This window comes from Aeribacillus sp. FSL M8-0235 (assembly GCF_038000355.1).
Classification (GTDB): Bacteria; Bacillota; Bacilli; order Bacillales; family Aeribacillaceae; genus Aeribacillus; species Aeribacillus composti.
Window position 1 is genome coordinate 2,487,806 of sequence record NZ_JBBOBW010000001.1, and the last position, 25,484, is coordinate 2,513,289.

The window sequence follows — 25,484 nt, forward strand, 5'->3', positions numbered from 1 at the left end:
GTCAACTTTAAAACTCTGCCAATTCTCTCATCGCTTTTTCAATTTTTTCTGCATTCATCATAAAAAATTTTTCCATTGTCGGTGCAAATGGCATCGCAGGTACATCCGGGCCTGCAAGCCGTTTAATTGGTGCATCAAGATCAAACAAACAATGCTCTGCAATAATGGCGGATACCTCGCTCATTACACTGCCTTCTTTATTATCCTCAGTCACGAGAAGCACCTTGCCGGTTTTTGAAGCGGCCTCAATAATAGCCTCCTGATCAAGCGGATATACCGTTCTTAAATCTAAAAGGTGGACAGAAATTCCATCTTTTTCTAATCGTTCAGCTGCCTGCAGAGCAAAATGAACGCACAATCCATATGTAATAACGGTAATGTCATCCCCTTCCAGCTTGACATCCGCCTTTCCAATCGGCAAAACATAATCATCTGCCGGAACTTCCCCTTTAATGAGCCTGTATGCCCGCTTATGTTCAAAAAATAAGACAGGATCATCATCGCGTATCGCTGCTTTTAATAATCCTTTTACGTCATACGGCGTAGAAGGTATGACAATTTTCAAACCGGGCTGGTTGGCAAATACCGCTTCAACAGACTGAGAATGGTATAAAGCACCGTGCACTCCTCCGCCAAACGGCGCCCGAATCGTAATCGGACAGTTCCAGTCATTGTTGGAGCGATACCGTATTTTCGCTGCTTCTGAAATAATTTGATTGACAGCCGGCATAATAAAATCAGCAAATTGTATTTCACAAACAGGGCGCATTCCGTACATGGCCGCTCCTATTCCAACGCCAGCGATAGCAGATTCAGCAAGGGGAGCATCGATTACCCTCTCTTCTCCAAACTGTTCATATAACCCTTGAGTCGCTTTAAAAACTCCTCCTTTTTTCCCGACATCTTCTCCTAGTAGAAATACTTTTTCATCTCGCTCCATTTCCTCACGAAGTGCAGCTGTAACTGCTTCGATATATGACATAATTGGCATCTTTTTTCCTCCTTCAGTTTCCATACACATGTTTCAGTGCATGTTCCGGAGCCGCATAAGGCGCATTTTCTGCATAATCAGTTGCTTCATCGATTATGCTTGCAATTTTCGTCTGCATATTTTGTTCCAATTCCTCTGTTAACAATCCAATTTCTTTTAAATAGGATGCAAACGTATAAATCGGATCTTTTTTCTTAGCTTCTTCGATTTCTTCTTTTGTCCGGTAGCTCCGATCATCATCATCGCTCGAATGGGGTGTAAGGCGGTGCACAAGCGTTTCAACCAATGTCGGTCCCTCTCCTCGGACAGCTCTTTCTCTCGCTTCCTTCACAACTTTATACACTTCAAGAGGATCGTTTCCATCTACAGTCACCCCGTGCATGCCGTACCCTGCTGCTCTGTCTGACACTTTTTCGCAAGCTAATTGCTTTTGAATCGGAACGCTGATGGCGTATTGGTTATTTTCACACATCAAAATGACAGGTAATTTATGTACTCCAGCAAAATTCGCCCCTTCATGAAAATCTCCTTGGTTCGATGATCCTTCCCCAAAGGAAACAAATGTGACAAAATCCTTTTTATCGATTTTTCCTGCTAAGGCGATCCCAGCTGCATGAGGAACTTGAGTTGTAACAGGGGATGAACCAGTTACAATCCGATTTTTCTTTTGGCCGAAATGTCCTGGCATTTGCCTGCCCCCGGAATTCGGGTCTTCCGCTTTTGCAAATGCTGATAGCATTAATTCTTTCACGGTCATTCCAAAGTGCAGGACAACGCCTACATCACGGTAGTAAGGCAAGATATAATCCTTTGTTTTGTCCAAGGCAAAGGCTGCACCAACTTGAGCGCCTTCATGCCCTTGACATGAGATGACAAATGGGATTTTTCCTGCTCGGTTTAAAAGCCACATCCGTTCGTCCACTTTTCTTGCAAGAAGCATCGTTTCATACATGTTTAATACGTCCTGATCCGTTAAACCTAAAGACTGATGACGATTTTTGGGCATGACAAGACCTCCCTAGCTTATATATGTATTGCTTTGCCATTTACCGCAAGAGCCGCTTCCATTATCCCTTCTGACAATGTTGGATGGGCATGAATCGTACGGGAGAGTTCCCAAGAGCTTGCATCGAGAAAGCTTGCTAAACTTCCTTCAGAAATCAGCTCTGTTGCATTTGGTCCGATAATATGAATTCCTAAAAGATCATCGGTCTTTTCATCTGCGACAATTTTGACAAACCCTTGCGGTTCTCCATAAATGAGCGCTTTTCCAACTCCTTGAAAAGGAAATTTTCCGATTTTGATGGTATAGCCTTTTTCCCTCGCTTCTTGTTCTGTTAAACCGATACTTGCAGCTGCAGGATTCGAATAAATACATTTAGGGACTTTTTTGTAGTCAATTGGCAAAACATTCTCTCCTGCAATATGTTCTACGGCGCGTATTCCTTCTTGCGATGCGACATGGGCAAGCTGAAGACCGCCGATGACATCACCGACTGCATAGATGTTTGATTCCTTTGTTTGATAAAACTCGTTTGTCACAATATAGCCATTATGGATTTCAATTTCGGTATTTTCCAATCCAATTCCTTCTGTGTTCCCTTTTCTCCCTATTGACAACAGCAGTTTTTCACTGTGCAAACTGATTTCTTGTCCATCCTGTTCGATGAACACTGTGATTCCGTTTTGTATTTCTGTTTTTTCAGGCAAAATCGATATATTCGTAAAAATGCGGACTCCTTTTTTCCTCATTAGCCGTTCCATTTCTTTACTTATTTCAATATCTTCTGACGGCAAAATTCGATCCGCCATTTCAAGGATCGTGACTTCAACTCCGAAATCAGAGAGCATAGATGCCCATTCCATTCCAATCACTCCGCCGCCCACAATGATCATAGATGAAGGAAGGCGTTGTAATTGCAATGCTTCATCTGACGTCAAAATAGTCTCGCCGTCAATCGTTAATCCAGGCAATTCACGAGGGCGCGATCCAGTTGCAATAATAACGTATTTCGGAAGTAAAATTTGGTTTTCCTCCCCGTTTTCCATCTCTACAGAAACTGTTCCCGGCTGCGGAGAAAAGATGGACGCACCTAAAATTCGTCCGATGCCATGAAACACATCGATCTTTCCCTTTTTGACTAATTGCCTGACCCCTTGATAAAGTTGAGAAACTATCTTTTCCTTCCGCTCCTGCACTTTATCAAAATTGACTTGAACATTGGACAGCTCGATTCCAAAGTCGCTGCTTTTTTTTGATTGAGCAAATATTTCAGCGCTTCGCAATAAAACTTTGCTCGGGATGCAGCCCGAATGCAAACAGGTCCCTCCAAGCTTTGATTTTTCAACAATAGCTGTTTTCATTCCGAGCTGGGATGCCCGGATCGCTGTAACATATCCTGCCGTTCCTCCTCCTAAAATCACTACATCATATTCTTTGGCCATGAAACTCTCCTTCCTTCATCTCTTCTATGTATGCTAAAAAACCGATTTTTAAAAATATTTATATAGAAAAGACGTATGCTCCTTGTCCATTCATCGTTAATAAAATGGCATATCTTCATCATAACATGTTTATTTGTATTGACAAATTGTAATATGATCGTAAAAATGAAATTGATTCGCTCTATTTTAACAGAAAGGGATATAAAGTCAAATGATAAGGCTTATTGCATTGTTGATTATGGTGATTCCAGGGATCCTGGCGGTTTACGGAATTAAATTAATGAGAGACATGCTTTTTGGCATTTTACAGCCCCCGTTTCCTTACTTATGGCTGCAATTTTTAATGGGTTTATTATTTTTCCTAGCAGGATTGTTCTTTATAGGAGGATTTATTTTGCATAGAGATAGAAAACGCAATCGAGTTCAGCCGCGTTTTCAGAAAAAAAGTAACCGCCGTTAGGCTCAGCGGTTACTTTTTTTTCAGGAGGCCTTATGCTCCAATCTCAATTTATCTGCCACCATTGCAATAAATTCCGAGTTCGTCGGTTTGGCTTTTGACATGCTGACTGTGTAGCCAAACAGCGATGAGATAGATTCAATGTTGCCGCGGCTCCATGCTACTTCAATAGCATGGCGGATAGCACGTTCCACACGGCTTGCCGTTGTGTTAAATTTTTTCGCAATATCTGGATAAAGCACTTTTGTAATCGATCCTAACAGCTCGATATCATTATAAACCATGGAAATCGCTTCTCTTAAATATAAATATCCTTTGATGTGCGCAGGAACCCCGATTTCATGAATAATGCTTGTAATACTAGCGTCTAGATTGTCATTTTTATTTTCAGAAACAGCAGAGCCAGATTTATGTAAAGATATATTTTTCATTAGAGGCGAAGGCTTTCCACTCACTTGACGAATATTTCCAGCCAGCTGTTCCATATCGAACGGTTTTAAAATAAAATAAGCAGCCCCTAGGTCGACCGCTTTTTTCGTTACATCCTCCTGGCCAAAAGCAGTTAACATGATTACGTTCGGCTTTTTCGCTTTGTTTAGCTCCTTGAGCTTTTGCAGTACTGCTAATCCATCTAAATGGGGCATAATGATATCCAAAACAAGGACGTCCGGGCTTTTTTCATTCAAAATATTTAAACATTCCTGACCATTGTAAGCAACGCCGATTACTTCCATATCCTCCTGGCTGGATAAATATTCATCCAAAAGGGCAACAAGCTCTCGATTATCATCAACGATACATACTTTAATTTTTTCCACACGCACTCCTCCCAATCCTCTTTACAAAATTATACATTGTTTGATCTACAAGATATTTTCGACAACTTTACAGAGAATCCTTTTCCTTTTTTAAAAAAAGTGAAAAATTATGTGTTTTTTCAAAGTTCTTCTTATTATGAATAAAGTTTTCGATTTCAAGCAAAATTCTCCTCTAACAAACATAAACAGCGTTTTTGTAATAAATATGTATGTCGAATTAAATAAGTTTATACATAAATTTTCGCTTGATTGAGCCAGTACACTTCCCTTGCTTTTAAAGCAAACAGCCCACTTCACAAAACTCCTTTATGTGAACGTGACGTTTTTCGCAAAAGGATTTATTTAAGAACGCTGCATCATGTAATAAGAAAAAGCGAGTGCGTTAACTCGCTTTTTGCTGCTTTTCGTCCATACTAATCCCTGCGTCTTGCAGCATCCATTCAATGTGAACACCGTAACCAGATGTCGGATCATTGACAAATACATGAGTCACAGCGCCAACCAGCTTTCCATCTTGAATGATTGGACTGCCGCTCATTCCTTGAACAATGCCTCCTGTTTTCTTAAGCAACTCCTTATCTGTCACTTTTATGACCATACCTTTTGTTGCAGGAAACTTTTGATTAACGGTACTGACAATTTCTACATCAAATGCTTCCACTTTATTTTGATCTACCACTGTTAAAATTTGTGCAGGACCTTCTTTCACTTGATGTGAAAAAGCAACTGGTATCGGTTTGTCCATAATTCCGTTTTTCACTTCTTGATTCAGCCTGCCAAATATGCCGAATGGACTGTTTTTTGAAATAGAGCCGATCACTTCATGTTTTTCTGAAAATCTTGCTAATTTTTCACCTGGACTTCCGCCTCTTCCTTTTTCAATCGACGTTACCGTAGACCGGACAATTTTTCCGTTTTCAACCACAATCGGTTTTTTTGTATCCATATCTGATATAACGTGCCCAAGAGCACCGTATTTTTTTGATTTCGGATCATAAAACGTCATCGTTCCAATGCCTGCTGCAGAATCCCGTATATAGAGACCGATACGATACGTTTTGTCGCTTTTGTCTTTGACTGGTGTCAATTTCGTGTTGAGAACTTTGTTGTTGCGTTTTACTTCGATCGCTAAAGGGCGGCCTGTTCTTCCTGCTTCTTGTATAAATGGAATAATATCACTCATTTTTTCTATTTTTGTCCCATTAATTTTTGTTATCATATCGCCGACTTCTACACCTGCCGATTCACCCGGTGATTTTTTTCCGGCTTCAGTTTCAATTTGGTGAAAGCCGACTACTAAAACACCAAGTGTATTTAACTTAACACCGATCGATTGGCCTCCAGGAATTACCTTTAATTCCGGGAGAACTTTGACATTCACGTTTTTAACCGGCATGCCTTTTATTTCATAGAGAATTTGTCCATCTCCAGATTTCGTGCCTTTTAGCTGCAATTCGTCCCCGCTTTCCGACACTTTGAAAGCGTTTTGAACATCCTGAACTTGAGCTTGAGCTGGAATAACATTTTTTTCTATTGTATAAACGTCATTTTCAAAAATGGTGATTGTTTTCGGAATGTGTAAATATTGTCGCACCTCTTTTGAAAAGCCTAAACTGATTAAAGAAACAAGGAGAATCGTACCAATTATTTTTCTGATGTATTCTAAAGTCATTTCTTCACTCTCCTCGCTCCTAACCCACACCATATGACTATTTCACATGGCTACATCTAATAATTTTTCCTTGAGCGAGGTCATTTATAACTTTTTCTTAAAGAAATTATTTCCGCTAGGAGGATTTCACCGATATAGCCAGATCCAACAGCTCTTTTGCATGCTGCTTCGACAATTCCGTCACTTCCGCTCCAGCAATCATCCGGCCGATTTCTGCAATTTTTTCTTTTTCAGAAAGCGGAATAACCTTTGTTTTCGTTCTTCCCTCTTTGCTTACTTCCTTAGCAATTAATAGATGGTTGTCTGCCATCGCTGCAACTTGAGGAAGATGTGTGATGCATAGCACTTGAGAGTTAATCGACACCTGATAAATTTTTTCTCCGATCGCTTGGGCGACACGGCCGCTTACACCAGTATCCACCTCGTCAAATATGATGGAAGTAATTCCTTGATGCTTGGAAAAAATCGTTTTTAAGGCAAGCATGATTCTTGATAATTCCCCGCCGGAAGCAATTTTCGCAAGAGGCTTAAGAGGTTCGCCTGGATTGGTGGAAATGTAAAATTCCACAAAATCCATGCCGTCACTTCCAAATTTCGCTGGAATTCCATCGATCAAAGCGGAATCTTGGGCCTCTTTCTGCGAAAATTGAACCTTAAATGTAGTTTTATCCATGTACAGCTGTTTTAATTCAGATGTGATTTGAGCAGTTAGCTTGTTTGCATATTTTTTTCTTATTGCCGTTAAATGTTGGGATTTTGTCAGCAGTTCTTCGACGACAGATTTAAGCTCATTTCTAAGCGTTTGAATATGGCTATCACGGTTTTCAATCGTATCGATCTCTTTTTCAATTTCATCTCTATATTGCAAAATGTCTTTGATTGATTGCCCGTACTTTCGTTTTAACCGATGAATGACATGGAGGCGGTCCTCTATCATATTTAACCGATCAGGATTAAATTCCATGCGTTCTAATTCATTTCTAAGCTGAAATGTTAAATCCTCTACAACGTAAAAACTGTTCGACAGCGTTTCGGACATTTCTTTTAACTGTTTATTAAATTCTGCTGCTTCTTCTAAATGATTCATGGCAAGTCGTAAAAAATCAAGCCCGCGCTGCTCTCCTTGCAGCGATTCATAGCTATTTTTCAAGGCTTCATAAATTTTTTCAAAATTTAACATTTCCTGCCGTTCTTCCTGAAGCTTTATATCTTCATCCATTTTTAAATCGGCATCGTCAATTTCCTTTAATTGAAACTTCAATAAATCCAATCGATGCGCCATCTGCTGCTCATTTTCTGAAAGGGCTTTTAACCGCTTTGTTAAGTCCGCGTATTTTTTATAAAGCTTTACGTATGCATCCTTTGCTTTTTTCACTTCTTCGCCGCCATATTCGTCGAGAAGATGAAGATGCTTTTGCTCGTCCATCAGCTCTTGATGATCGTGCTGTCCATGTATATCGACTAATGTGCTCCCAATATCCCGGAGAATTCCGATTGTGACAAGCTTTCCATTAATTCTGCAAATGCTTTTTCCGTTAGCGGAGATATTCCGGTTTAAAACAATCATGCCTTCACTAGCATCTATTCCTAATTCATGGCATTTTTTCAAGCACGGATGGTCCTCTTCTTCCAATATAAACAACCCTTCCAATTCAGCGCGCTTTTCACCGGCTCGGACAAATTCAGAAGAACCGCGTCCTCCTACAAGAAGAGATATAGCATCAATAATGATCGATTTCCCAGCACCTGTTTCTCCCGTCAGCACTGTCAGCCCTTTTTCAAAAGAAAGAGATAGGGATTCAATAATGGCAAAATTTTTAATCGACAATTCCGCTAACATCGCATTTTCACCCCAAACTTGTTAAAGCATGTCCAAAAATTTTTCCGTCAACGTTTTGGTGTCTTCATTCTTCCTGCATATAATTAAAATCGTGTCATCGCCGCAAATTGTCCCTAATATTTCTTCCCAGTCCAAATTATCAATTAATGCACCAATTGCATGAGCATTTCCCGGCATTGTTTTCATCACAAGCAAATGTCCGGCAGAATCGATTTTAACAAACGCATCCATCAATGCTCTTTTCAGCTTTTGATGGGGATTGAAGCGCTGATCTGCGGGCAGGCTGTATTTATAACGTCCATCAGATGTCGGAACCTTCACTAAATGGAGCTCCTTGATGTCGCGGGATACGGTTGCTTGGGTGACATTAAAACCTAAATTTTTCAGCATTTCAACTAGTTCATCCTGCGTTTCGATTTCGTAATTTGTGACAAGCTCTCTAATTTTAATAAGACGCTGTCCTTTTGTCATTAGCGACCACCCCTATTCTCTTTCCTGTTATGATATCTCATAGAAAAACAGGAATAACTTGTATTCGTTATCCCTGTCTCTTTATTTTTAACGTGGAATGAGCGTTTTTCACAATTTCTTCAATTGTTTCCGTAAATTTTATGTCACCTTTTTCTTTTGCCCCTCCCCAATACAAATGGAGCAAAAACTCTATATTCCCGTTGCTGCCAGTGATCGGAGAGTACGATAAATGTAAGCAATCAAATCCTTCATTGATTGCAAAGGCCGTTATGTCATGCAAAACTTCCTCATGAACCCGAGCATCCTTCACAATTCCTTTTTTCCCGACTTTTTCTTTTCCTGCTTCAAATTGCGGCTTAATTAGCGCGACGCATTCACCAGTGGGCACCAAAATGGTTTTTAAAACAGGGAGGATCAATTTTAAAGAGATAAACGATACATCAATGGTAGCAAATTCCGGAAGCCCCTTTTGAAAATCCTCCGGCTTTACATAACGGAAGTTTGTCCGTTCCATCACGATGACACGTTCATCTTGACGCAGCTTCCAATCCAATTGATTATACCCGACATCCACCGCATAACATAATTTTGCGCCGTTCTGCAAGGCGCAGTCGGTAAATCCACCCGTAGAAGAGCCGACATCTACCATAATTTTTCCTGCCACACTGATTTCAAATTGTTTCAATGCCTTTTCCAGCTTTAAACCGCCTCTTGAAACATAAGGGATCGCATCTCCCTTTACAGTTAACGGGATGTCGCGATCAATTTTTTCGCCAGGCTTATCCAATCGTTTTTCATTTGAATAAACAAGCCCGGCCATAACGGCCCTTTTTGCTTTTTCTCTCGTTTCTGCAAGTCCTCTTTCTACAAGCAATACATCTAAACGTTCCTTTTTACCCATATTTGATTCCTTTTTCTTTTTTTGGTATTACTTCGAGCACATTTTTTATTATTCCTTCTTTTGTTAATCCAATCTCTTCTAACAGTTTTTCCACGCTTCCATGCTCGATAAAGCGATCTGGAATTCCCATTCTTTTCATTGTAAGATTTGTAAAGCCATGCTTTTCAGCAAATTCTAATACCGAGCTGCCAAAACCGCCTTCAAGAACTGCTTCCTCTACTGTTAAAATCGGTATTCCTTCGTTGAAAATCTCAAGAAGCATTTTCTCATCAAGCGGCTTTAAAAAGCGGGCATTGACGACTCGAACGGAAACATTATTTTTGGCAAGTGCTTTCGCTGCATCCAATGCCATTTTAATCGTCGTTCCAAATGTTAAAATGACAGCATCTTTACCTTGTAAAAGAACTTCCCACGTACCGATTGGAATTTCTTTCAGCTCAGGATCAAGAGGCACACCCAATCCTGTTCCTCTCGGATAGCGAAGAGCGATCGGCCCTTCATCGTACTTCAGAGCCGTATAAACCATATGCTGTCCTTCATTTTCGTCTTTCGCCATCATTAATACAATGTTTGGTATATGGCGCAAAAAAGCGATGTCAAATACTCCCTGATGGGTTTCTCCGTCAGCTCCGACGAGTCCTGCGCGGTCAATTCCGAAAAACACATTTAAGTTTTGTCGGCAAATGTCATGAACCATTTGGTCATAACCGCGCTGCAAAAAGGTTGAATAGATTGCCAAAAACGGCTTCATATTGGCAGCAGCAAGTCCTCCTGCAAGCGTCACCGCATGCTGCTCGGCAATACCGACATCAAACATTCTGTCCGGAAATTCTTCTCGGAATTTTTCAAGTTTCGAACCAACCGGCATGGCTGGTGTAATTGCAACAATTCTTTCATCGTTTCTCGCTAATTTTCGAACTGTTTCACTTACTAATTCACTCCAAGACGGAGCCGATATTTTCGGTTTAACAAAATCGCCTGTTTCAATTTTATACGGGCCTGTTCCATGCCATGTTCCAACCTTGTCTTTTTCGGCAGGCAAATAGCCCTTTCCTTTTTTCGTGATAACATGCAGCAAAACAGGGCCTTTTGTTTTTTTGGCATAACTAATGTTTTCCATCAATGCCTGAAAATCATGTCCGTCAATCGGTCCAAAATAGGTAAAGCCAAGCTCCTCAAAAAACATGCCCGAAACGAATAAATATTTCAGACTGTCTTTAAGCCGTTCTGCTGTTGAGGCAAGCTTTCCTCCGACAGCTGGAATTTTTTTTAACAAGTATTCCAACTCTTCTTTTACCCAGTGATATTTGCCTGTTGTTCTTAATCTTCCAAGTATATGATGAAGAGCACCGACGTTTGGAGCAATAGACATTTCATTATCGTTTAACACAACAATAATATCCTTTTGTTCATGGCCGATGTGATTCAATGCTTCAAGCGCCATGCCTCCGGTTAAAGCACCGTCGCCGATAATCGGCACAATATATTCATCCGTTCCTTTTAAATCGCGGGCAATAACCATTCCCATTGCCGCAGAAAGTGAAGTTGAACTGTGCCCCGTTTCCCAAACATCGTGCTCGCTTTCTGAACGCTTCGGAAAACCGGACAATCCTTTATACTGCCTCAACGTATCAAACTCTTTCGCCCTGCCTGTCAAAATTTTATGAACGTACGCCTGGTGACCTACATCCCAAATAAATTTATCTTTCGGGCTGTCAAACATTTTATGTAAAGATATTGTCAGCTCAACTACTCCTAAATTTGGTCCAATATGTCCGCCGGTCACTGACAGCTTTTCAATTAAAAATTGGCGAATTTCCGCGCTCAATTGCTCCAGTTCTTTTATTGAAAACTTTTTCAGAAATTTTGGATTTTCGATGGACAATAGATCCAAAACGGATCACTCACTTTCGCTTTTTAGATATGCTTGCTTTTTTATGATTCTTTCCTTTTTTCTCTTTCATCAAAACAATATTAAATCTTTTTTCAAAAAAATAAAATATCTTTCCGACATAAAAAATAATCGGAGTTGAAAAACGGATTGCAAACGCCTTTCCAAACGCTTTTCCTCCGACAGTAAGAGCGGCTACAATGCTTGTGAATACGATTGAAATCGTAAACTCAAGCGCCGAAGTTTGACGGTCGGCAAACGTCACCGCCAGCTGCACTACGACAACAGCCGAGGCTGTTCCGCTGATTATGCCGGAAATATCGCCAATAACATCGTTGCAAAAGTTCGAAAAGCGATCGGCATTTCGGATAATTTGAATGGCATGCTTGGCACCGCTCACACGCTTTGACGCCATCGCATGAAACGGAACCTCATCTGCTGATGTGGCAGCAATGCCGAGCATATCAAAAAAAATGCCGATTAAAACGATCACAAAAACGATCATCATACCGGCAGCCCATCCGACGCCTTCCAGAAGAACAGTTGATACAATTGAAAAAAGAGCCGCTAACACGAATGTGATAACGGCAATTCCTAAACTCCATCGTATTGAATATCGAATTAGCTCTTTCATCATGAAATGCATAACACCTGATTTCTATGTAAAAACTATATATAACGAAATGGAGTGGTCATATATAGAGTAAACATTACGGCTTAGGTCCAGTAGGTTTTCCCAGTCAAGTACCAGGCGTTGCCGCCCCGGCGGTTTCCCTTTAAACCTGACTTAGCGCTGTCGCCAAACGCTAGACTGGATTGCCACTTAGTCCGTACTACAATCCTCTATATATGTCATGTGAACAGTCTAGGAGTTTTCCTCAAACAGCCTTTAGCCGGTTCCTAGCCTCTTTTGCAGAGCCGATTTCATATGTCACATAAGAAACTCTTTCATTGGCCATATGAAAAAGTTCCTTGTTTCCATAATCCCCTCGGCCTCCACTCAAGGCAGGCTACGCTGTCCGCGCCTCATTGCACTATGAAGCGCGTAGACAGGTTCATACCCATTTTGCACATAAAATGGGCCTCCGCGGAAAGAGGGTCAACGCCCACATGCCATTGTGGATCGCCCTCTAACCTTAACCCCCAGCATCAACCCAAGGCTGGGCGCCTCAAGCCAACACCAGGAACTTCATCGATGTGCCCTTTAGCGGATTTTTAGGCCCGCCTTCAGAACCGGAGGGCTGACTAGAATACTGCACCACTCCATCATGTTTTCTGACAGAATTATATCATATAGGAGTGTTTTCCTCAACTTGTTGGAGAATGCACACATTCAAATGCGAATCCCGTTCCTCACATTTTGTCGACCCGTTGGAGGTGCACCGAATTTTCATCGTTTAATGTTCGCGCTCCCCAATTAAATCACAAAACGATAATAGAAGCTCATTGTTTATGGAACATGTTTGCAAAATAGCCTTTGATGTTTCAATATGCTCCGACAATTTTTCCTTTGCGCCTTCCAAAGACAGTACGGACAAATACGTTGTTTTTTTATTCTCTTCATCGGAACCAACAGGCTTTCCGATCTTTTCTTCGTCTCCTTCAACATCTAATATGTCATCTTTAATTTGGAAGGCAATGCCTATATGGTATGCGAATTCCTTTAATTTATTTATTTCTTCAATCGACGCCTCAGCAATGATGGCACCTGCAATAATACTGAAAGCCAGAAGCTTTGCTGTTTTATGCTCATGAATATATTCAAGCTGTTTTAAAGTTAATTGTTTGTTTTCTCCTTCCATGTCGGCAACTTGTCCGCCAACCATTCCTTCTGCACCAGCCGCCTTTGAAAGCTCTGAAATGAGCGTCAATTTTACGCGATCTGAAAGCTCTTCAGCATCAGCAATCAGCCGAAAGCTTTCAGTCAGTAATCCGTCACCTGCCAGCACGGCTATGGCTTCTCCATATACTTTATGATTGGTCGGCTTTCCTCTTCTAAAATCATCATTGTCCATGCATGGAAGGTCATCATGAATGAGCGAATACGTATGAATCAATTCCACCGCACATGCGACCGGGTAGCCAATTTTCTCTTCTTTTCCATACGAATGGAGAACGGCAAGCAAGAGCATAGGGCGCAGACGTTTCCCGCCGGCATTTAAGGAATAAAGCATCGATTCTTTAATAATTTTCGGGGCATTTAATCTTTCAATATATGTGGGAAGAACGGAATCAATGGCAGCTTTGCGCGTTTTTAAGTATTCCGGAAAAGACATCACTTTTGTTCTTCCTCCTGTGCTTGGAAAGGTTTGATCGTTCCATCTTCATCAAGAATAAAATCCAATTGCTTTTCAGCTTGCGTTAATTTTTCATGGCAAAGCTTTGAAAGCTTCATTCCTTCTTGAAAATATTGGATCGCCTGTTCTAATGGAACATCTCCGTCTTCTAATTTTAAAACAATTGCTTCCAGCTCTTTCATCGCTTCTTCAAACGTTAATTCTTTTTGATCATTCATGATCTTCTCTCCTCAATTTCAGATACTTCACAATGGATGGTCCCGTCCTGCAATTTAATTTGAATAAAATCCCCTTCAGCCGTTTGTTTTACGCTCTTTACCAGCTTATCTTGTTTATACACAAGGCTGTATCCACGTTCCATAATCTTTAATGGGCTGAGCGCATCAAGTTTAGAAGCTAATGCTTGAAAGCGATTCAGCTTCTGTTGAAATAAAGCTGTCATCTCGCGCAGCATTTTTTTGTCCAGATCCTTCATTCTTGTCTTCGCCCGCTCAATTTGGTCATATGGAAGTTCGTTTTTAAGACGATTCGTCAATAACAAGTATCGGTTCGTTTGATCGTTTAAGTAACGTTTTCCTGCTTTTTTAAACCGTTCGAATAAAATGTCCAGCTCCTGTTCTTTTTGCATATAAAGCTTTTTCGGATATTTGAATGCATATGAGTTGGTTAAGCGGAAAAGCTTGAGCTTTTCCTTTTTGATCCGTTCCTTTAAAGCGTTCGTCATTCTAATGTTCCGTTCTCGGATCTTTTCGATTAAATCCGTTATATTAGGAACAGCCAGCTCTGCTGCTCCGGTTGGAGTCGGCGCCCGAAGATCGGCGACAAAATCTGCGATTGTATAATCTGTTTCATGGCCTACAGCAGATATAACGGGTATTTTTGATTTAAAAATTTCCCTTGCCACCATCTCTTCATTGAAAGCCCACAACTCTTCAATCGATCCGCCTCCTCTTCCAACAATGAGGACATCGAAATAACCGAGGGAGTTGGCAAGCTGTATTTTATTCACAATCGATTTTCCCGCTTGTACACCTTGAACAATTGCGGGAATAACCACCACTTTTGCCACAGGGTATCTTCGTTTGATCGTTGTGATGATATCCCTGACGGCTGCACCTGTCGGCGATGTGATCACACCGATCGTCTTTGGAAAGGCAGGAATCGTTTTTTTATGCTTGACATCGAACAGCCCTTCTTGCTCCAATTTTTTTTTCAGCTGCTCGAATGCAAGATAAAGCCCCCCTACTCCATCAGGCTCCATTTCCTTTGCATAAATTTGGTATATTCCTCCGGGCTGGTAAATGGTAATTTCACCGCGTACCAATACGTTCATCCCGTCCTCTGGCCGAAATGGAAGAGAACGGTTAAAACTTGAAAACATAACCGCCTGTATTCTGGCATGCTCGTCCTTTAACGTAAAATAAATATGTCCGCTGTCATGAATTTTTACGTTTGATAATTCGCCTTTTACCCAAATATCGCGCAAATGTGGATCAACATCAAATTTTCGCTTAAGGTATTTTGTTAACGCCGAAACGGTTACAAATTTTTTGTTACTCATGAACAACTCCTTTAAAGCAAGTTTATGGACGTACCCGCTTCTTTGCGGATTTAACCGTATTATAAACCAGCATCGTAATCGTCATTGGACCTACTCCGCCGGGAACAGGAGTAATGGTGCTTGCTTTTTCTTTTGCCTCATCAAATTTTACATCGCCTACAAGTTTTCCGTTCTCAAGTCTATTGACGCCAACATCTATTACGACTGCACCTTCTTTAATATGATCAGCACCTATGAAATGAGGACGCCCGACAGCAACGATTAAAATATCTCCTTGGATCGTATGCTCCCGCAAATTTTTCGTTTTCGAATGGCAATATGTAACCGTTGCATTTTCGTTTAGAAGCAATTGTCCGACCGGTTTTCCGACAATATTGCTTCTGCCAACAACGACAACATGCTTTCCGGCAATTTCGATATTTGCAGATTTGATCATTTCAACAATTCCGGCCGGTGTGCACGGCAAAAACGCATCCTGTCCCGTCATCATGCGTCCAACATTAATCGGATGAAAGCCATCCACATCTTTTTCTGGAGAAATTTTTTCAATGACTGCTGTTTCATCAATATGGTCAGGTAACGGAAGCTGAACAAGAATTCCGTCATAACGATCGTCCTGATTATATTTTTCTATCACTTCAAGCAGTTCTTCTTGTGAAATCGACTCCTCCAAATGTTCCAGCTTAAAAGAAACACCGATTTCCTCCGAAGCTTTTTGCTTCCCCTTAATGTAAGAAAGGGAAGCAGGATTATTTCCAACTAAAATAATGGCAAGGCCGGGAGTTACCCCTTTTTCCTTTAATTGTTCCACTTCTTTTTTTAACTCGCTTCGCATTTCTTTTGCCAATTCTTTTCCGTCAATAATCGTCGCCACCATCTTTTTCCTCCTAAGCTTTTTTTTCTAACTCTTCTTTTATACTTGAGAGGACACCATTTACAAATTTGCTCGACTGAACATCTCCGAACATTTTAGCAAGTTCAATCGCTTCATCAATTGTTACATTGAACGGAATATCCGGTTCATATTTCATCTCATATACAGCTAAACGCAAAATGGCACGGTCAATGTTAGCCAATCTTTCCAATTTCCAATTGGTTAAATTCCTTTTTATCAATTCGTCAATTTCGTTTTGATGTTCAACCGTTCCGAGTACAAGCTTATTTAAAAATGGATCATGTTCATTACCGTCCAAAACATGATTGATGGCTTCCTCAGGAAGCGCTTCAGCCAAGTCAATTTGAAACAGTGCCTGCAATGCCTTTTTCCTAGCTGTTCTCCGTTTCATCTTTTTGCTCCTTTTTTCAAACTATGTCGAAATGTCATATATGAATCATATCATAACTGTCTCTTGTATCACATATGAAAGTTCATCCGAAAAGAAATTTCAGAATCTTTCTTATTATTCTTTATTTTAAACAAAAAAGGGGAGGATATCCTCCGCCTTTACATTTCCTCTTGAATTTCAGGCTCTTCCGTCTTCGTTTCAAACTGAATGCCCACTACATGAATGTTGATTTCGTTGATTTCAAGCGCCGTCATCGTTAAAAGCGTTTGACGAATGTTTTCTTGTACTTTCTGTGCAACAGCCGGAATGGAAACCCCGAAATTCATGACACAATATACATCAATGACAATGCCTTCTTCACCTAAGTCTACTTTTACGCCTTTACCATGATTTTTTTTGCCAAAGCGTTCAGCGACTCCTGAAGCGAAATTGCCGCGCATTTGGGCTACCCCTTCTATTTCAGATGCGGCAATTCCGGCGATGACTTCAATGACTTCCGGAGCGATTTCCACTTTTCCAAAGCTTGCTTCATGATTCATTTCCAATCCTGTATCTTTCAAATAGTACACCTCCAAAATTATGACATGATTTTATAATTTTCAAGAAATCTAGTGTTGAACTCCCCGCTGATAAATTTTTCATGATCCATTAATTTCAGGTGGAAAGGTATGGTTGTATGCACTCCTTCTATAACAAATTCACTTAAAGCTCTTTTCATTTTGGCTATCGCTTCTTCCCTTGTCGCTCCGTGTGTAATCAGCTTTGCGACCATTGAATCATAATATGGCGGAATGGAATAGCCAGGGTAGCAGGCAGAATCAATGCGGACACCCGGTCCGCCCGGAGGCAGGTACATTTCGATTTTACCAGCTGAAGGCATAAAATTCTTTTCCGGGTTTTCTGCGTTAATTCTACATTCGATCGCCCAGCCGTTAAATGTAATGTCTTTCTGTTCAAAGCTTAGTGGTTCGTTTGCTGCAATCTTGATCTGCTCTTTGATCAGATCAATGCCTGTGACCATTTCAGTAACAGGATGCTCAACTTGAATGCGGGTATTCATTTCCATGAAATAAAATTGCTCATTTTTATAATCAAAAATGAATTCCACTGTACCTGCACCGGAATAACGCACCGCTTTGGCTGCTTTTACAGCCGCTTCCCCCATTTTATGTCGCATTTTATCAGATAGTGCAGGAGAAGGAGTTTCTTCCACCAGCTTTTGTAAGCGCCTTTGAATGCTGCAGTCCCTTTCACCTAAATGAACGACGTTTCCATGGTGATCGGCAAGAATTTGGATTTCAACATGGCGGAAATCTTCAATACATTTTTCAATGTAAACGCCTGGGTTTCCAAATGCTGTTTGCGCTTCCTGCTGAGTAATTTGGATCCCTTTCCGCAAGCTTTCTTCGTCATTCGCAACGCGTATTCCTTTTCCTCCGCCTCCGGCGGCTGCTTTAATAATGACTGGATAACCGATTTGATTTGCGATCTCAACTGCTTCCTCTTCGCTTTTAATGATCCCTTTTGACCCAGGCACAATCGGAACACCCGCCTGCCGCATTGTTTCCCTAGCAACATCTTTTTTTCCCATTTTTGTGATTGCTTCTGGACTAGGGCCTACAAAAACAATGTTGCAATCATTGCAAAGCTCGGCGAAATCAGCGTTTTCTGCCAAAAATCCGTAGCCTGGATGAATGGCTTCTGATCCAGTCAACGTCGCTACACTCACGATGTTCGTAAAGTTTAAATAGCTGTCTTTAGATGCAGTCGGTCCTATGCAATACGCTTCATCTGCAAGCTGAACATGCAAGGAGTCTTTATCCGCCTCAGAATATATGGCGACTGTTTCGATCCCTAATTCCTTGCAGGCGCGTATGATTCTTACTGCAATTTCTCCTCTGTTTGCTATCAGCAATTTTTTAAACATTTTCTTTCCCTCACTCTGGTTTTACAAGGAATAATGGTTGTCCGTATTCAACAAGCTGACCGTTCTCAACTAAAATGTCGACAATTTCGCCTTTTACTTCCGCTTCAATCTCATTAAATAATTTCATTGCCTCTACAATGCAAACAACGGTATTCTCTTTTACTTTTGATCCTATTGTAACATAAGGATCTGCATCTGGGTTTGGAGCAGCATAAAATGTGCCGACCATCGGCGAAGTAATTTTATGTAAATTTTCTGTTTTCTGCTCGCTTTCTTCTTTCGGCAAATGCACCTCTTTTTTCGGCTGTTCTAAAGATTCAGCAGCTGGTTGCTTTGGCAAAGCTTGAATTTCAGAAGCATTGTTATAGACAACATGCTGATTAGCGCGAGCCGCAGTTTTTTTTAATTGGACCTTTGCCCCTTCGCTTTCATATGTAAATTCATCAATGGATGAATCATCGATCAATTTGATGATTTCCTTTATTTCTTTAAAATTTAACATGAAAAAACACTCCTTAAAATGAATTCCAATTTGCTAGATATTATCATCAAGTATTAAAAGTAACTATCATTTATGATACGATAACTTTTTGCTAAAATTCAATAACTATTAAAAATATGAGCAAACAATTCAAAGCAGCTTTTTCTTCACATGAAAAAATCCCCGATTTTTCTCGGGGAGTCATGTTACTTTGCTATTTCAAATGTTACGGCAACATCTTGCATGGACTGGATTTCATCCTTCACCAATTGAATCAGTTCGTTTGCTTGCTGCGGGGAGTGTTCTTTCGCTTTTACGGTAATTCTCACCTTGTCTCCATCAGCGCGAACTAATGCATCCTCGTAGCCTTTTGTTTTGATAAGTGTTTCTAATACCTTCTCTTTCTCTGACAGCTTGGATAATTCGCGCATCTCCTCATATGCATTGTTTTTTTCCTCAGATGAGACATCATTGGACCCAATAATTGTCTCCAGCTCCTGCTTGCGTTCACTTCTTTCATCTTCCACTTCCATTCTCAGCGCAGTAAATAAATCATCGTCCGTTATTGTGGAGACTACCGATCCATCTTCTGAGCTGGACTGCTTGCTCGATTGTTCTTTTTCTTGCTGCTTCGCATCAGTTTTTTGCTGCTCTGTTTGTTCTTTATTATTGTCATTTCCGCTTTCTTTTTCATTCGAATTCGTCTCTGTATCCGTCAACACCACATCAGGGGAAGATCCTCCTTCAGGAGATGTAATGTAATAAACGGACAGCACAACAACTAAACTTAACATGGTTAATAACCAAACAGTTTGTTTTTTTAACATGTCAAGCATCCTCCTTTACTTTTTTGGCAATACGGCTACTCTATGACTATCAACATCAAGCACCCTTGTAACTGCATCGGTGATCATTTTTTTAATTTGAACGTTTTCAGCACCTTTTGCTACTACTAACACTCCGCGTATTTTCGGCTTTTCGGTTTTTACAACGATGGGCGATTCTTGATCCCCTTTTCGAATGATTACCACTTGTTCGTCAACAGATTTATCTTCCACCTGCCGCTTTCCGCCTTCACGGTCCGTCTCATCTGTCGTTTGGTTTTGAATCGAGCGATTTTTTTCCAACACACTTTCAGATGAAGAGTCAACATTGACAATAACTTCTACCTCACCTACGCCTGAAATGGACTGAAGCGCTCCTTTTAGCTCATTTGCATACTGCTGTTCATAACGTTCAATTGTTCCTTTTTCACTTGTTGTTTGTTTAAATGCGGGTTCAACATCCTCTTCTTCTGCAGCGGTGTTTATCGTTTCTACTGTTTTGCTTTCGCCGGATAAAAAACTGCCGATCAGCATAAAAGCGATTCCAAGCGTCAAAAGTATAAGCATGAATGGATAGGTGGCTGATTTTTTGAGCATATCTCGTCCGGGAAGAAGAGAGGCTAGTCGCTGCAAAAAATTTTTCCTATCATTCACTTAGGCCGCCTCCTTCCATTTCAATCGAAATTTTTTCTTTCGATACTCCCCATGTTTCAGCAAGCTGGGCAATTATTTCGTTTTCATTTGCGAGCATTTTTTTGTCTTCTTCGTTCATGTTGATTTCAACCGGTTTAACCGTTTCAACCGTGTGGGGAAGATCTTTTTCTTCCACGAAAACTGTAACTTGCTTTAAATCGTTTTCTGATTCAATCTTCTCTTTTGTTTCATCAACCGAAAGATGAATTTTTTGAACCTTTAAACCATAGTTTTCTACCAGCTCCTCTTCCGCTAAATTTTTCATTTGGACAGCCATTTGTTCTAAAATATATGCACGGTTGTTAGCTTGTATTTCATTTTTCTTAAATTCTATTGATTTTTTTATTGAATCTTCTTTTGCTTCCGAGTTCAGCAGCTCCTCGGATAACAAGTTCGGAAAATCATAGGAAAATATTTTTAAAATCGGCGTAAGAATGACAGACACTAATAATAAACTAACAACGACTTTTACATATTTTTGCATTGCGGATCTCGGCAGCAGCATATCTAAAATAATGGCAATAAAAATAAATAATATGATATTAGTGACCCATTCGGTGATGAATGACATATACCACCACTCCTATCGAACCATCATGGTGACATTGCTCGCTGCGATAATAACTGTAATGCTTAAAAAAAACATGAACGATACAAGGATCAGTGCCGCTAGTATATAGATGATGCTCTTGGAGATGATGTCTAAACAGGAGATAATCTCTCCCGGCCCTAAAGGCTGCAAAACGGCAGCGGCAAATTTATAGATGAAGGCAATCGCCAGTACTTTCATTGCCGGAAAAATGGTGATCAAAAAGAGAATGGCAACACCAATGACGCCAATTGTGTTTTTTAACAGCATCGATGCGCTGAAGAGCGTATCAGCCGCTTCCGTAAACATTTTTCCAAGCACAGGTATAAAGTTTCCCGTTATAAACTTTGTCGTCCGCAAGGCGATCCCGTCTGTCACAGCTGCCGTCGCCCCCTGGACAGAAATCACTCCTAAAAAAATGGTTAAGAAAATGCCTAAAAGCCAGATGCTAATGCTTCTGAACAGCTGAGCAAGCTGAGTAACTTTATATTGATCCGTCATCGTGCTGATTAAAAATAACAAAGAAGACAAAAACAGCAGAGGGAGAACAATTTTTTCAATCAACAAACCGCTTCCGTTCATCAAGAAAATGGTAATGGGGTGAAAAAATGCAGCCGAAGCAACTCCTCCAGATGACGCCATTAAAGCTATTAACATCGGAATTAAGGCTAGAAGAAAGCTTGTCATCCCGTTAATCGCATTCGTTGCATAGGAAATGGCTACGTGAAAACTGTTTAAAGCTAAAATGACAAGCACCATATAAACAATGGAGTAAGCAACTTTGCTTACATTTTTTTCTTCAAAAGCGTTTTGTAAATGCTGGAGAAGAACGCTAAATATCGTTAAAATAATAATGGTTCCAAGAAGCTTTCCGTTTGCCAAGATTTCATGTAAAAGAAATTTCAAAATGCCAACGGCCCACTCTTTTATAGAAAATTGTTTTTCACCTTTAATAAAATCCATCAAACTTCCCTTCTGGCTTTCCGGAAGAAGTCCTCCGTATGTCGTCATAATGTCATTCCAAAAATTTTTAATTTCCTCAATCCCAAGTTCGTCCATTTGTTCTGCCATATATTCTTGTTGAATCGCTTCTTCTTTTGGAGGATCTGCTGATGAATTTTGCTCTTGAGAGGCTTGTACCATGTTTGGCACAGCGAAAGCAAAAAACGCCAAAAAAAGGATGCCGCGAAAAAATGATGACTGAATCCCCATCACCCCCTTAAACTTATATATTTGGGAGAAGCTTAATCATCGTTTGTATAATCACCGTCATGATCGGAATTGCCATAGATAAGATTAAAATTTTCCCTGCCAATTCAATTTTGGATGCAATGGAGCCTTGTCCGGCATCTTTCGTAATTTGCGCACCAAATTCAGCAATATAGGCAATTCCGATGATTTTTAAAATGGTTTCGACATAAATCAAATCAATGCTTGCTTCATTCGCAATTCTTTCGACCATTCGAATCAATTCATAAATTTGATCCACTAAAAAAAGAAAAATGGAGACACCGGTAAAGACGATTAATAGAAAGGCAAAGGTCGGCTTTTGTTCTTTTATGACAAGAGCGAGCAAAGTTGCAATCAATCCTAGCCCGACAATTTGAAAAATTTCAATCTCCAAAACCTCCTATCCTTGAAAAAGAAAAACCGCTTTAATTTTTTGGAACAAATCGTTGACAATGGAAGCAACCATAAAAAGTATGTAAATAAATCCCAACAATGTAACCCATTGGGCGTACTCTTTCTTCCCCATTTGATCTAAAATGGTATGAAGAAACGCAACGATAATTCCGATTCCTGCGATTTGGAAAATTGTGTTGACGTCAACACCCATGTCCCTTTCTCCTCCCAGCTTATATCGCTACATCAAAAGAATGATAATGAGCAATCCCGCTAAAAATCCTAAGCTTTTCGTCATTTTTCCGTAATGCTCTTGATTAAACAGCGCTTCTTTTTCTTCTTTTTCCAAATGAGCCATTGTCAATTTAATATGCTTTTGCTGGCTGATTAAATCATGCTGCCCCAATGTTTCTCCAAATTGCTTTAAAACTTCCAATTCCCCTTCCTTCAGCGATGTATAAGGCCATATTTCAAGCAGACTGCTTTCCCATGCGCTTTTCACATCCATGTCGCCTTGCGATAATTTCTCAGAAAATAATGTAAATAGATTAGAAAGCGGAGGGGCTGACTGTTTGGCAATATGAAGCGATGCATCCTGCAATGGTGTGTGGCCGTACATGATCTCAGCTTCCAAGCTTTGCAAAGAAACCTTTAATTGCCGCAATTGTCTTGTCCGCTCTGTCAATCGTTTAGCCGAATCAAACCCAATCCATGTTGTTGCTAATAAGATGAATAAAGACCCTAGCAATTTCATCGCTATTTCACACCTGCTTTATACACAATCTCTTTTTCTTTTTTTCCAAATATACGGGAAACCATCCCTGGAGTACCTTTTTTCTCCAATTCCATGTATCGGTCAAAAATGCCTAATTGAATAAGTTCTCTTAAAGTCGGACGGTGCAGCAAATCTTCAAAGCATTCGCCATGAGCGCTCACAAACAGCTGAACACCGCTGTTCACAGCTTCCATTAATGCATCGGTATCTTCCTTACGCCCTATTTCATCAGCAATAATGATGTCAGGGCTCATCGAACGGATCAACATCATCATCCCTTCTGCTTTCGGGCATCCGTCCAATACATCAATGCGAAGACCAAAAGTAAATTGCGGAATTCCTTTTACACTGCCGGCTATTTCTGATCTTTCATCCACAATGCCGACCTTTTGAGGCGGGATCGTTTTAACCCCAGTACTTATGATCCGGGCAAAATCGCGCAGCAGCGTCGTTTTTCCTGATTGGGGAGGTCCAAAAACAAGCGTATTTAACCATTTTTTTTCATATACATAAGGAATATATTGCTCAGCCAGGCCTATTTTCTCCCTTGCTATCCGGATATTAAAAGATGTAACGTGCCGTATGGCTTTGACATTGCCGTTTTCTGTAATCACTTTTCCAGCAAGGCCGATCCGGTGCCCTCCTCCAATCGTAATAAAACCTCTCTTTAATTCTTCCTCCAGTGTGTAAATCGAATATTGGCTGATCTTGTTTAAAATCATCATCCCGTCTTCTTTTGTCGCCTCGTAGTGAAGAAAGTGCGGTTTGCCGAATGCGATGATTTCAATCGGCTTGTACAAACGTATGCGAATTTCTTCCATCTGTTCAAAAAAAGAAGAAGGAAGCTGCTTTAATTCATTTGCAATTGTTTCGGGAAAAATTGAGATGATTTCTTTCAATCTTCCTTCCCCCTTTAATACCTTATTTATTTTCAATGTATGCAAGCTTGGCCACTTTATGACTACCGTTTCTCTTATTCCTTTTTTTTGCATTTATCATTTCAATAGAATTTGATAGAATTTTCTGATTTTAACAGTTATAATGGAGTTAGGGGGTGGTGATTGAATGTTGGTTCAAATTTATGATGGACTTGTATGGCTTCTTGCGGCTTTTATTTATATTGTTATACCTTTTGCCGTTTTCAGTGAATTGAGGAAAAAGAAAAAAGCGTGGATGGATCATTAAAGGTGGACAAGCTGTAATTGAATCCTGTTCAAAAAAAGGCCAGGTTGGAAAGCTTGTGTATTCTGGTCTTTTATAAACGATTGCGAAAATAGCTATAACTTTCTTTTCAAAAAAAATAACCCACAGAAATCAGTTATGAATTCTGCGGGTCTTTTCGTTTTCTTTGACTTTTTTCATTATTTTTTAAGAATAATTACGCACGGGAAACATAAGAACCGTCAGAAGTATTGACGATAATAACGTCCCCTTCATTAACGAAAAACGGCACTTGCACGACAAGCCCTGTTTCAAGCGTAGCCGGTTTAGAGCCGCCTGATGCAGTGTCCCCTTTAATGCCAGGTTCTGTTTCCGTAACAGTTAATTCAACCGTGTTCGGAAGCTCAATTCCGATTGTTTCGCCTTGATACATCATGATGTATACTTCCATATTTTCTTTCAAAAACTTCAACTCATATTCAATTTGTTTTGAAGTAAGCTCAATTTGTTCATACGATTCTGTGTCCATGAAAACGTGCTGATCGCCATTTGCATACAAATATTGCATTTTCCGGGTGTCAATTTGAGCACGTGCTACTTTTTCGCCAGCCCGAAACGTTTTTTCTTGGATGGCACCTGTCCGAAGGTTGCGCAATTTTGAACGAACGAACGCCGCCCCTTTACCAGGCTTTACATGCTGGAATTCAAGAACGCGCCAAATCCCCCCATCGACTTCAATCGTTAAACCTGTACGAAAATCATTTACAGAAATCATATTTGG

The 25,484-nt window shown here is 40.3% G+C and carries 28 protein-coding genes; 1 reads left to right on the plus strand and 27 read right to left on the minus strand.

Going from position 1 to position 25,484, the window contains the following annotated elements; all coding sequences use genetic code 11:
- Positions 1 to 7: 7 nt before the first annotated feature.
- From NSQ71_RS12045 to lpdA, 3 genes are read right to left on the minus strand one after another with little or no spacing between them, the layout of a single operon-like run.
- Positions 8 to 991 (minus strand): alpha-ketoacid dehydrogenase subunit beta, encoded by a 984-nt coding sequence (locus tag NSQ71_RS12045; protein ID WP_063388139.1) that lies wholly within the window; start codon positions 989 to 991, stop codon positions 8 to 10.
- 13 nt (positions 992 to 1,004) lie between these two features.
- Positions 1,005 to 1,997 carry a thiamine pyrophosphate-dependent dehydrogenase E1 component subunit alpha gene (locus tag NSQ71_RS12050; RefSeq protein WP_063388138.1) on the minus strand — a complete coding sequence of 331 codons (993 nt, stop codon included), beginning with the start codon at positions 1,995 to 1,997 and terminating at the stop codon, positions 1,005 to 1,007.
- Between the two features lie 17 nt (positions 1,998 to 2,014).
- Positions 2,015 to 3,436, minus strand: a complete 1,422-nt coding sequence (gene lpdA / locus NSQ71_RS12055) for a dihydrolipoyl dehydrogenase (protein ID WP_063388137.1) — start codon at positions 3,434 to 3,436, stop codon at positions 2,015 to 2,017.
- A 211-nt stretch (positions 3,437 to 3,647) separates the two neighbouring features.
- On the opposite strand from lpdA, the gene NSQ71_RS12060 reads away from it, so the two are divergent.
- Positions 3,648 to 3,896 carry a DUF2627 domain-containing protein gene (locus NSQ71_RS12060; RefSeq protein WP_063388136.1) on the plus strand — a complete coding sequence of 83 codons (249 nt, stop codon included), beginning with the start codon at positions 3,648 to 3,650 and terminating at the stop codon, positions 3,894 to 3,896.
- Between the two features lie 20 nt (positions 3,897 to 3,916).
- Here NSQ71_RS12060 and spo0A read toward each other — a convergent pair whose 3' ends face one another.
- The 24 genes from spo0A to efp all read right to left on the minus strand — a co-directional run bounded on the left by spo0A (position 3,917) and on the right by efp (position 25,478).
- Entirely contained in the window at positions 3,917 to 4,711 is a 795-nt protein-coding gene (gene spo0A, locus NSQ71_RS12065) for a sporulation transcription factor Spo0A (RefSeq protein ID WP_063388135.1), read from the minus strand.
- Between the two features lie 382 nt (positions 4,712 to 5,093).
- Positions 5,094 to 6,383: a SpoIVB peptidase gene (gene spoIVB, locus NSQ71_RS12070; protein ID WP_144596806.1), complete on the minus strand. Its 1,290-nt coding sequence runs from the start codon at positions 6,381 to 6,383 to the stop codon at positions 5,094 to 5,096.
- A gap of 115 nt (positions 6,384 to 6,498) precedes the next feature.
- Positions 6,499 to 8,223, minus strand: coding sequence for a DNA repair protein RecN (gene recN, locus NSQ71_RS12075; protein ID WP_327859091.1), 1,725 nt, complete (start codon positions 8,221 to 8,223; stop codon positions 6,499 to 6,501).
- 21 nt (positions 8,224 to 8,244) lie between these two features.
- Complete coding sequence (gene ahrC, locus NSQ71_RS12080) at positions 8,245 to 8,694, minus strand: transcriptional regulator AhrC/ArgR (protein ID WP_063388132.1); 450 nt, start codon at positions 8,692 to 8,694, stop codon at positions 8,245 to 8,247.
- Positions 8,695 to 8,761: 67 nt separating this feature from the next.
- The gene (locus NSQ71_RS12085; RefSeq protein WP_066247615.1) at positions 8,762 to 9,595 is read right to left on the minus strand and encodes a TlyA family RNA methyltransferase; all 834 of its coding nucleotides are present in this window, start codon (positions 9,593 to 9,595) and stop codon (positions 8,762 to 8,764) included.
- Positions 9,588 to 11,489, minus strand: coding sequence for a 1-deoxy-D-xylulose-5-phosphate synthase (gene dxs / locus NSQ71_RS12090; RefSeq protein ID WP_063388130.1), 1,902 nt, complete (start codon positions 11,487 to 11,489; stop codon positions 9,588 to 9,590). Before dxs ends, NSQ71_RS12085 begins: the two co-directional genes overlap by 8 nt.
- Positions 11,490 to 11,499: 10 nt before the next feature.
- The gene (locus NSQ71_RS12095) at positions 11,500 to 12,120 is read right to left on the minus strand and encodes a hypothetical protein (RefSeq protein WP_066247695.1); all 621 of its coding nucleotides are present in this window, start codon (positions 12,118 to 12,120) and stop codon (positions 11,500 to 11,502) included.
- A 763-nt stretch (positions 12,121 to 12,883) separates the two neighbouring features.
- Complete coding sequence (locus NSQ71_RS12100) at positions 12,884 to 13,762, minus strand: polyprenyl synthetase family protein (protein WP_063388129.1); 879 nt, start codon at positions 13,760 to 13,762, stop codon at positions 12,884 to 12,886.
- Positions 13,762 to 14,001: an exodeoxyribonuclease VII small subunit gene (locus NSQ71_RS12105; protein ID WP_063388128.1), complete on the minus strand. Its 240-nt coding sequence runs from the start codon at positions 13,999 to 14,001 to the stop codon at positions 13,762 to 13,764. Before NSQ71_RS12105 ends, NSQ71_RS12100 begins: the two co-directional genes overlap by 1 nt.
- Entirely contained in the window at positions 13,998 to 15,344 is a 1,347-nt protein-coding gene (gene xseA, locus NSQ71_RS12110) for an exodeoxyribonuclease VII large subunit (protein WP_339196808.1), read from the minus strand. The genes NSQ71_RS12105 and xseA overlap by 4 nt, the downstream gene beginning before the upstream one ends.
- A gap of 22 nt (positions 15,345 to 15,366) precedes the next feature.
- Entirely contained in the window at positions 15,367 to 16,221 is an 855-nt protein-coding gene (folD, locus tag NSQ71_RS12115) for a bifunctional methylenetetrahydrofolate dehydrogenase/methenyltetrahydrofolate cyclohydrolase FolD (protein ID WP_339196811.1), read from the minus strand.
- A 10-nt stretch (positions 16,222 to 16,231) separates the two neighbouring features.
- Complete coding sequence (gene nusB, locus NSQ71_RS12120) at positions 16,232 to 16,630, minus strand: transcription antitermination factor NusB (protein ID WP_063388125.1); 399 nt, start codon at positions 16,628 to 16,630, stop codon at positions 16,232 to 16,234.
- A gap of 158 nt (positions 16,631 to 16,788) precedes the next feature.
- On the minus strand, positions 16,789 to 17,190 hold the full coding sequence (locus tag NSQ71_RS12125; protein ID WP_063388124.1) for an Asp23/Gls24 family envelope stress response protein: 402 nt from the start codon (positions 17,188 to 17,190) through the stop codon (positions 16,789 to 16,791).
- Positions 17,191 to 17,207: 17 nt separating this feature from the next.
- Positions 17,208 to 18,557 (minus strand): acetyl-CoA carboxylase biotin carboxylase subunit, encoded by a 1,350-nt coding sequence (gene accC, locus NSQ71_RS12130; protein WP_063388123.1) that lies wholly within the window; start codon positions 18,555 to 18,557, stop codon positions 17,208 to 17,210.
- 10 nt (positions 18,558 to 18,567) lie between these two features.
- A complete protein-coding gene (gene accB, locus NSQ71_RS12135; RefSeq protein WP_066247610.1) occupies positions 18,568 to 19,059 on the minus strand; it encodes an acetyl-CoA carboxylase biotin carboxyl carrier protein in 492 nt (163 codons plus the stop codon).
- Positions 19,060 to 19,244: 185 nt separating this feature from the next.
- Positions 19,245 to 19,865 (minus strand): SpoIIIAH-like family protein, encoded by a 621-nt coding sequence (locus tag NSQ71_RS12140; protein WP_066247608.1) that lies wholly within the window; start codon positions 19,863 to 19,865, stop codon positions 19,245 to 19,247.
- A gap of 15 nt (positions 19,866 to 19,880) precedes the next feature.
- A complete protein-coding gene (gene spoIIIAG, locus NSQ71_RS12145; protein ID WP_232515569.1) occupies positions 19,881 to 20,516 on the minus strand; it encodes a stage III sporulation protein AG in 636 nt (211 codons plus the stop codon).
- A complete protein-coding gene (spoIIIAF, locus tag NSQ71_RS12150) occupies positions 20,509 to 21,126 on the minus strand; it encodes a stage III sporulation protein AF (RefSeq protein ID WP_063388120.1) in 618 nt (205 codons plus the stop codon). The genes spoIIIAG and spoIIIAF overlap by 8 nt, the downstream gene beginning before the upstream one ends.
- 12 nt (positions 21,127 to 21,138) lie before the next feature.
- Entirely contained in the window at positions 21,139 to 22,356 is a 1,218-nt protein-coding gene (spoIIIAE, locus tag NSQ71_RS12155) for a stage III sporulation protein AE (protein WP_094246192.1), read from the minus strand.
- A gap of 13 nt (positions 22,357 to 22,369) precedes the next feature.
- Positions 22,370 to 22,768, minus strand: coding sequence for a stage III sporulation protein AD (gene spoIIIAD / locus NSQ71_RS12160; RefSeq protein ID WP_094246193.1), 399 nt, complete (start codon positions 22,766 to 22,768; stop codon positions 22,370 to 22,372).
- 6 nt (positions 22,769 to 22,774) lie between these two features.
- Positions 22,775 to 22,981, minus strand: a complete 207-nt coding sequence (gene spoIIIAC, locus NSQ71_RS12165; protein WP_063388118.1) for a stage III sporulation protein AC — start codon at positions 22,979 to 22,981, stop codon at positions 22,775 to 22,777.
- 27 nt (positions 22,982 to 23,008) lie between these two features.
- Positions 23,009 to 23,521, minus strand: a complete 513-nt coding sequence (gene spoIIIAB / locus NSQ71_RS12170; protein ID WP_339196817.1) for a stage III sporulation protein SpoIIIAB — start codon at positions 23,519 to 23,521, stop codon at positions 23,009 to 23,011.
- A gap of 2 nt (positions 23,522 to 23,523) precedes the next feature.
- Positions 23,524 to 24,441: a stage III sporulation protein AA gene (gene spoIIIAA, locus NSQ71_RS12175; protein WP_339196819.1), complete on the minus strand. Its 918-nt coding sequence runs from the start codon at positions 24,439 to 24,441 to the stop codon at positions 23,524 to 23,526.
- A 479-nt stretch (positions 24,442 to 24,920) separates the two neighbouring features.
- Positions 24,921 to 25,478: an elongation factor P gene (efp, locus tag NSQ71_RS12180; RefSeq protein ID WP_063388115.1), complete on the minus strand. Its 558-nt coding sequence runs from the start codon at positions 25,476 to 25,478 to the stop codon at positions 24,921 to 24,923.
- Positions 25,479 to 25,484: the final 6 nt, after the last annotated feature.